Genomic DNA, 7499 nt, shown 5'->3' with positions numbered 1-7499 from the left:
TGCCCCATAACTCCAACTAATCGTGTTAAAATTTTAATTCAGGCTGCCTTCGAGGGAGTTTTTTCGCCTGTTTGACAAAAGTTCCGGATTGATAATTGTCGATAAACAAAATTTACTCACTTTCACGGATTCAGGTTGTCCTCTTAAGTAAGGTTTGGCCACAGACTCCATAAGCTTAAAACAGCGAGTAAATAACAATAAATTATAAATATCAACAGGTTACACCCAAAAGCTAACCCCCCAATTTCTAAAGAAAATTACCTAATGATTTTTCACCAAAATTATGCTATTTTCTTATACTCATAAGGCTATAATTTAATTTCGTATTTTTCAAAATTCTCATGGTTCATGATTCGTTAAATGTCTCCCTCCAAACGAATCTTTCAACTTCTAGCTGAACACTCTAATTTTAAATTTGCGTACTCGGTCTTCGACTTTGAGCTTCAAGCTTTAATAATAATTGGAGAAAATAGATGAATATCCCTTTTATCGATCTAAAAACTCAATATCAAAAAATCGAGTCCAAGGTTAAGGCAAGGATAGACAAGGTCCTAAACCACGGGGCCTATGTTATGGGGCCGGAAGTCAGTGAACTTGAGCAAAAATTAAGTCAATATGTAAACACAGATTACGCCCTGGCCTGTTCATCAGGTACAGATGCCTTAATTTTAGCACTCATGGCCTTGGATATCGGCCCCGGAGATGCAGTACTCACGACCCCATTTACTTTTTTTGCCACGGCTGAAACCATAGCCTTTCTTGGGGCCACTCCTATTTTTGTCGATATTGATCCCGAAACGTACAACTTGTCTGTCAATGAACTTGAAAAGACCATCCGGACCATAAAAAATAATGAGCAAACCCTTTGCCCTCTCCCGGCCAATATCAAACCTAGTTCCGTATCGCTCAAGGCCATTATTACCGTAGATTTATTTGGCCTGCCCTGCGATTATGATCAAATCACTGAGATTGCCAGACAGGAGAACTTAAAGCTAATCGAGGATGCAGCCCAAAGCTTTGGAGCTACTTATAAAAGCAGAAAGGCTTGCTCTTTTGGAGATATTTCCTGCACATCTTTCTTCCCGGCCAAGCCCCTGGGCTGCTATGGCGATGGAGGGATGTGTTTTACCAATGAACAGGATATAATTGAAAGCTTGCGTTCTTTGCGCATTCATGGTCAGGGCAAGGACAAGTATGAAAATATACGCATAGGCATTAATGGGCGCCTGGACACCTTACAGGCCGCCATACTACTGACTAAGCTTGAAATTTTTCCACGGGAGATTGAGCTTCGGCAGCAGGTGGCCGAGAGGTATAATCGGCTCTTTGAACAGCTACCAGAGCTAGTCACTCCCCAAGTACCTGCTGACCGGACCTCAGTCTGGGCCCAATATTCACTCCTGGCTGAAAATAATCACCAGAGAGACAAAATTCTAGCACATTTAAAAGAAAATAATATTCCCACAGCTATTTATTATCCCAAACCACTGCACCTGCAAAAGGCATTTGATTACCTGGGGTACAAACAGGGTGATTTTCCAATCAGCGAAAATATCGGTGAACGTATTTTTAGCCTACCCATGCATCCCTACCTTGAACCTGATATGCAGGAAAAGATTTTTAGGCTGGTCAAGGAGGCAGTTTAATGACTAAAGGAATCAAGCAGCATAGAACAAACTCGACAAGCTCACAAATGGTACCTAATGCTTAACACCCGCTGGCACATCTTCCTCTGGTTTGCCTATCTCCTTTGGCTTATCTGCGCCAGCCTGACTCCTCTGGATATTTCCCTTGATGTCAGGCACGGAGACAAATGGCTCCACGGCCTGGCCTATTTTTTTATGGCCATGCTCTATCCCTGGCCTCTTGATCGCCATGGCCGGGTTTTTGTTTTCGTGGTTTTGACCATACTTGGCTCTTTTATAGAATTTTTGCAGAGTGTCCTGCCCGTAAATAGAACAGGAGACATAAAGGATGTTTTGGCCAATTCCTTAGGTATTATTCTTGGTCTTTTGGTATTATGGATTTTTCAAACTGCTTATAAAGGAAAATATTCGAATAATAAAATCAAATAAAGCTGGTTAGAGCCGAGTCTCAGGATTGAGAGACGAACAAAGGAGAAGCATTATGGACAACAAAATCTTTGAACTAGGCCTGTCTGTAGAAGCAATTTCTCTATACCTTCTGCTTGATGCACTGATTGCGGCAGAGGCACCTTTGAATATGGAAAATGTACATTCCAGGTGGAACGCCACAGAAGAGATGCTCTCTAAATCAATTGCCGAGTTACAAATGAATGGTATAATCCAGATAAATGGCCAGGAGTTTGTTCTTAATCCAGTATCAAATTGGATAGAGACTAAAAAAGCCTAAACCATGCCTGAGTTGCATTCTTTATGGTCTGGACTAGGATGGCCTTTACTTCGGCTCTGCTTTTTTATCTCCTTAGGCGTTTTTATTGGCAACTTTATTGAATCCCTGAACTGGACCAGATTTATCGCCAGACTGGCCTATCCTCTGGTAAAGTTAGGCCATCTTCAAGATATTTCCGGGGCGAGCTTCTCCCTGGCTTTTTTTTCAGGAGTTACAGCCAATACCATGCTTGCTGAGGCCTATGACCAGGGCCGCCTCAGTAAAAAAGAACTCATCCTCTCCAATCTGTTCAACTCCTTGCCAACTTACTTCTTACACTTGCCCACAACTTTCTTTATTATTGCGCCACTAATCAAAAAGGCAGCCATTCCCTACTTCATGCTGACCATCTCTTCTGCTTTTTTACGCACCTTTTTTATTGTTCTCCTGGCCAGGTTTATTTTGCCAGCCCCTAAAGAGTCTGGTCAGAGCTACAGGCTACCCAACGAGGCCAGCTTTGACCTGAAAGAGATTGCCATAAAAACCTGGAAGAGATTTGGCAAAAGAATGCGCAAAATTTTGAGTTATACTGTGCCCATCTATGTGCTCGTCTTTTTCCTACACCGCTTCGGAGTCTTCCAGAATTTGGAAAACATCATGGCCAAATATATCGACGTCTTGTCCTGGCTCCCACCCCAGGCCTTAAGTATCGTCGCCCTCCAATTAGCTGCAGAGTTTACTGCCGGCCTGGCTGCAGCTGGTGCTCTTTTAGACAGCGGTTCTTTAATGATTAAAGAAGTGGTTCTGGCCCTAATCGTGGGGAATATTCTCTCCTCCCCCATGCGGGCCATCCGTCATCAACTACCATATTATGCAGGTATTTATAAACCAGCCCTGGCAGTGAGGTTAATTTTTTTCAATCAAAGCTTTAGAATAGGCAGTCTTATGCTTGTGGCTCTGGTCTATTATTATGTTTTTTGAACAGTGGGTGCATCTGATGGCTGCACTTGGGTTGAGTAGTTGAGTAGGTGAGTGGTTAAGTAGGTAAGATGGTCAGTGGATATGTGATTCCGTAGTAGAATTTTTCCCTGGTTGCCGCAGTAGGGTTTGCACAGACTCTTTAGCCTTTTGACCTTTTGACCTTTTTCCCTTAACCTTTGTTTCCATGTTCACAATCGAGCAAAATTTAATCGACCAAACTAAAGAAGCTATTCTAGAAGCCGGGAAAATCATCCTTCATAATTGGGACCGGCCAAAACAAGTTAGACATAAAGGCCGCATTGATCTGGTTACAGATACCGATGTGGCTGTTGAAGATAAACTAAAATCTTCTCTCAAAGACATCCTGCCTCAGGCCAGTTTTCTGGCTGAAGAATCAGCTAGCACCACAAAACCAGGCAACCTCACCTGGATCATTGATCCCTTGGATGGAACAACCAATTTCGCTCACCACATTCCATTTGTGGCCATTTCTGTTGCCCTGTGGGCGGAAAACAATGTCCTCTTAGGGTTTGTTTATTTGCCTATTCTAAAAGAAATGTTCTGGGCCGCACATAATAAAGGGGCTTTTTTAAACGATCAAAAAATTTCGGTCTCGACTACAAAAGCACTGGAGCAAAGCCTCGTGGCTACCGGATTCCCATACTCAGTTCGAGAGGACATTGATGAGATAATGACTTATTTAAAAAAGGTGCTCGTTAGTGCGCGCGGGGTGCGCCGACCAGGTTCGGCAGCCATTGATTTGGCTTACACTGCATGTGGTCGCTATGATGCCTTTTATGAACTGGGACTAAAACCCTGGGATACAGCCGCAGGGCTCCTGCTTGTCCAGGAGGCAGGAGGAAAGGTTTCCACATTTTCCGATAAGCCTTATACCCTGGGACATCGTCAAATCCTGGCCACCAATGGCCTTGTTCATCAGGCCATGGTAGATTTACTGAGATGAACATCCTTCTGATTGACAATAACGACAGCTTCACCTGCAATCTGGAACATCTTCTGGCCACGACAACAAAGGGAAAGGTTAAGGTTATCCCGTATAACGAGTTAACTTTAGAACAGCCTAAAGAGTACGACTTTATAGTAATCTCACCTGGGCCAGGAAAACCATCTGAATACCCTCAGTATTCATATCTTTTTACCCAAAACATACCCATTCTGGGTATATGTTTGGGTATGCAAATTATTAATGAATTTTTTGGCGGAAAAACAGTGCCCCTATCCGGATGCATTCATGGTAAAACCGATGTAATCAGATTTATGGGCCGAAACTATCCAGTGGCCCGCTACCACTCGCTTTACTTAAGCCAGGTAGCTGATTGTCTAGAGGTAATTGCAATCAACGCTACCGGCATCCCCATGGCTGTACGCCACAAATCTCGCAAAATTCTTGGCTATCAATTCCATCCGGAGTCGTTTTTAACTCAGGACGGAGAAAATTTTATCGACTATGCCCTTAAATTTTTCGAGCTCAATTGAACCTGAAAGGTTTATAGCCATTGCCGCACACCTGGCCTGGCATTACATGGCCGACCTTTTCTTGTCCGGACCAGGATATCCAGGCGAAAACACATGCCTGGTTGGAATTAACCCTGGCGACTCCCTGATCGTAAACGAAGAGACCAAACAAGAAGACATCAGCAAATTTGTCTTTTCCAGTCCAAGTCCTACTTTTGGTTTTTTAAGCTATACCTATGGGTTAAAATTACACTCCATACCCACAAGTAAGACCATAAATTTTCCCCTGGGCCATTTGAAAAAATATAAAGCTTTGCTTGTCTATAATCTAGAGAGTAAAAAACTCGATCTATATAGTTATGGGGAAGACACTAGGGAACTGGAAAAGCTCGTTTTCCAGTCAGGTCAGCTTGATCTTGATTTTACTCCTTCCCAGGTTGGTAGCGAATTAAAAGGACCTCTCATCCGCTCTCTGGACCGATCCGCTTATATACAGGGCGTGAAAAAAGTCCTGGACTATATCCGTGGTGGCTACACTTACCAACTAAATCTTTCCATTAAGTTTTCCATAGACTTTAATAACCTGAACCCCCTTGATCTATTTCTTCATCTCTGGCGCAAAAAACCTGCCCCATTTTACGCCTGGTTTTATAGCGGCCAGCACCGGATCATCTCAACTTCTCCTGAGCGTTTCCTCCAGGTTAAAAACGGCACTGTTTTGTCCCAGCCTATCAAAGGCACGCTCTCTTTCAAGCGCTTTACTCCTTCCCTTATTTCGCAGCTGACCAGATCCGATAAGGAAGATGCAGAGTTATCCATGATAGTAGACCTGATCCGAAACGACATTTCCTATAATTGTGCATACGGAACAGTGAGGGTGAACGGCCATAAATCAACTTTTATTGTGGACAATTTGATTCAGATGTATTCAAGTGTTCAGGGAAGGCTGCGTGAAGATAGAACTTGCGTGGATCTTTTACTGGATGCATTTCCCGGAGGTTCTGTCACTGGTTGCCCAAAGAAAAAATCCATGGAGCTTATCGAAGAACTAGAGCCTCATGCCAGGGACATTTACTGCGGGACATTCTTTATAATTTGGGACAAAAAAAATATGGATTCATCCATTGCCATCAGAACCGGTTATTACGATACCAGGGCCAAAAAATTTCACTTTTTTGCCGGTAGCGGCATCGTCATCGACTCTGATCCTGAAAAAGAGTACCTGGAAACTTTGGCTAAAGCAGAAAAATTTCTGGACATAGTTCAATCATGATCTATTTTTACAAAAACGATTTTCATGAAGACCATATCAGGTTAAATGTTCAAAGTGCGGCCTTTAAATTCGGCTTTGGCTTTTTTGAAACCCTGTTTTATAACCAAAAAAAAGTATGCCACCTGGAGGCCCATCTAACTCGCCTGTTCTCCAGCCTTGAAACATTCAGCGTGCCCTATCAACGCGTGGATTTCGAATCGGTGATCCAGGAAGTTCTTTATCAGAATGGTCTTTTAGACGACTTTGCCCGGATAAATATCTACTATTTTCTGGACTCTGACACAGCAGCCTCACCACCTCTTATTGCTGCTCTCCCTTACTCGCCTGCCCCGGACAAAACTTACCGCCTGCTTATTTCACCAAATCATCTTCACTCATATTTAAGCTCGCATAAGACTATGAACTACATGTATTACTATCTCGAGCGAGCTTTGGCTTTACAAAAAGGCTTTGATGACGCTTTGATCACAAATAACAGGGGTCATGTACTGGAAGCTTCCACTGCTTCTCTGTTATTCAACGATGGAATAAAATTTTACTCCCCGGCCTCAAAATATAAACTCCCCGGCACGAGTGCTGCCGTGGCCCGTTCAGTTATAGACATCAGGGAAGAGGTCATAAGCTTAGATAACCTGCCTTCGTTTAAACACGTTTATATCCTTAACTCGCTCATCGGCATGAAGCCTGTGATCCAGATAGACGATTTCAAGTTTGAGCCAGATTATAAAACCTGTCGATTGGTTTCGGAAAAAATTCTTTTTCCTTAAGTAAGGGTACAGCGTGCTCCTACTTCTTCATCCAACACGCATTTACAAGGATTGAGGGCTTGGCCACGTAACCACTACCAACGGGTAAAGGCTATCCAACTAGGCTCTTCGACGTTTACTGTGGAATTTCTGTTTGGAGTAGAGCCTGAATTGGGGGCTGCAATGAGATAGACCATGGTGATGAAATTTTCCACATTACGTTACCCTCTAGCTCTTGCACGTGCTGCCTGGAACAAGCCGTTTAGCCCTTCTAGCCGGGCATTGGTATGACCAGACTTCCAACGTCTGCCTATTACGATAATATGTTTTTTGAAAATTTCTAACGCCTTGCCAATGGGTTTCAGTGGTTCTTCTGAGAAAACGAGTGGTTCGCCATTTAAGCCCTTGCTTTCAGCATGGCGTATCCATCTTAGTTGTTCTTTGATTCTATATGCTGTCGCTGTGAGAAATCCTTTGGTCTCCAGTTCCAGCAAGGCCTCCCGCAGACCAGCGGTAAACTCTGTCTTCCATGATTTCAGGGCTGCCCTTCGTACTCCTCTCCCCTTACAAAAATCTTCTTCTCCAAGGAAACATATTTTTCTACAGTCAAAAACGGTCAGGTATCCAGCACTTGTCACATTTATCAATACTGCTCCATGCTTGCTCAGGCC

Annotated in this window: 9 protein-coding genes; 8 read left to right on the top strand and 1 reads right to left on the bottom strand. The window is 43.4% G+C overall.

The window, feature by feature from the left end; genetic code table 11:
• The first annotated feature begins 473 nt into the window (after positions 1–473).
• The 8 genes from AC3WVG_RS10760 to AC3WVG_RS10725 all read left to right on the top strand — a co-directional run bounded on the left by AC3WVG_RS10760 (position 474) and on the right by AC3WVG_RS10725 (position 6849).
• The gene (locus AC3WVG_RS10760; RefSeq protein WP_488798119.1) at positions 474–1646 is read left to right on the top strand and encodes a DegT/DnrJ/EryC1/StrS family aminotransferase; all 1173 of its coding nucleotides are present in this window, start codon (positions 474–476) and stop codon (positions 1644–1646) included.
• Between the two features lie 57 nt (positions 1647–1703).
• The gene (locus AC3WVG_RS10755) at positions 1704–2075 is read left to right on the top strand and encodes a VanZ family protein (RefSeq protein ID WP_488798118.1); all 372 of its coding nucleotides are present in this window, start codon (positions 1704–1706) and stop codon (positions 2073–2075) included.
• A 52-nt stretch (positions 2076–2127) separates the two neighbouring features.
• Positions 2128–2373 (top strand): hypothetical protein, encoded by a 246-nt coding sequence (locus AC3WVG_RS10750; RefSeq protein ID WP_488798117.1) that lies wholly within the window; start codon positions 2128–2130, stop codon positions 2371–2373.
• A gap of 3 nt (positions 2374–2376) precedes the next feature.
• Positions 2377–3333: a hypothetical protein gene (locus tag AC3WVG_RS10745; protein WP_488798116.1), complete on the top strand. Its 957-nt coding sequence runs from the start codon at positions 2377–2379 to the stop codon at positions 3331–3333.
• Positions 3334–3517: 184 nt separating this feature from the next.
• Complete coding sequence (locus AC3WVG_RS10740) at positions 3518–4297, top strand: inositol monophosphatase family protein (protein WP_488798115.1); 780 nt, start codon at positions 3518–3520, stop codon at positions 4295–4297.
• Positions 4294–4830: an anthranilate synthase component II gene (locus AC3WVG_RS10735; RefSeq protein ID WP_488798114.1), complete on the top strand. Its 537-nt coding sequence runs from the start codon at positions 4294–4296 to the stop codon at positions 4828–4830. The genes AC3WVG_RS10740 and AC3WVG_RS10735 overlap by 4 nt, the downstream gene beginning before the upstream one ends.
• Positions 4802–6082: a chorismate-binding protein gene (locus AC3WVG_RS10730; RefSeq protein ID WP_488798113.1), complete on the top strand. Its 1281-nt coding sequence runs from the start codon at positions 4802–4804 to the stop codon at positions 6080–6082. The genes AC3WVG_RS10735 and AC3WVG_RS10730 overlap by 29 nt, the downstream gene beginning before the upstream one ends.
• Entirely contained in the window at positions 6079–6849 is a 771-nt protein-coding gene (locus AC3WVG_RS10725; RefSeq protein ID WP_488798112.1) for an aminotransferase class IV, read from the top strand. The genes AC3WVG_RS10730 and AC3WVG_RS10725 overlap by 4 nt, the downstream gene beginning before the upstream one ends.
• Before the next feature lie 200 nt (positions 6850–7049).
• Here the strand turns inward: AC3WVG_RS10725 and AC3WVG_RS10720 are convergent.
• A partial coding sequence (locus tag AC3WVG_RS10720; protein WP_488798111.1) for a transposase occupies positions 7050–7499 on the bottom strand: 450 nt, incomplete at its 5' end.

This window comes from Desulfovulcanus sp. (genome assembly GCF_982781345.1).
The sequence above is the reverse complement of the archived record's forward strand: the minus strand, read 5'-3'. Positions and strand labels throughout refer to the sequence as shown.

Excerpts from the sequence above, each read along its gene's own strand:
- AC3WVG_RS10725 (WP_488798112.1), top strand. The coding sequence starts at position 6,079 with ATGATCTATTTTTACAAAAACGATTTTCATGAAGACCATATCAGGTTA.
- AC3WVG_RS10745 (WP_488798116.1), top strand. The coding sequence starts at position 2,377 with ATGCCTGAGTTGCATTCTTTATGGTCTGGACTAGGATGGCCTTTACTT.
- AC3WVG_RS10760 (WP_488798119.1), top strand. The coding sequence starts at position 474 with ATGAATATCCCTTTTATCGATCTAAAAACTCAATATCAAAAAATCGAG.
- AC3WVG_RS10750 (WP_488798117.1), top strand. The coding sequence starts at position 2,128 with ATGGACAACAAAATCTTTGAACTAGGCCTGTCTGTAGAAGCAATTTCT.
- AC3WVG_RS10755 (WP_488798118.1), top strand. The coding sequence starts at position 1,704 with ATGCTTAACACCCGCTGGCACATCTTCCTCTGGTTTGCCTATCTCCTT.
- AC3WVG_RS10740 (WP_488798115.1), top strand. The coding sequence starts at position 3,518 with ATGTTCACAATCGAGCAAAATTTAATCGACCAAACTAAAGAAGCTATT.
- AC3WVG_RS10735 (WP_488798114.1), top strand. The coding sequence starts at position 4,294 with ATGAACATCCTTCTGATTGACAATAACGACAGCTTCACCTGCAATCTG.
- AC3WVG_RS10730 (WP_488798113.1), top strand. The coding sequence starts at position 4,802 with ATGCCCTTAAATTTTTCGAGCTCAATTGAACCTGAAAGGTTTATAGCC.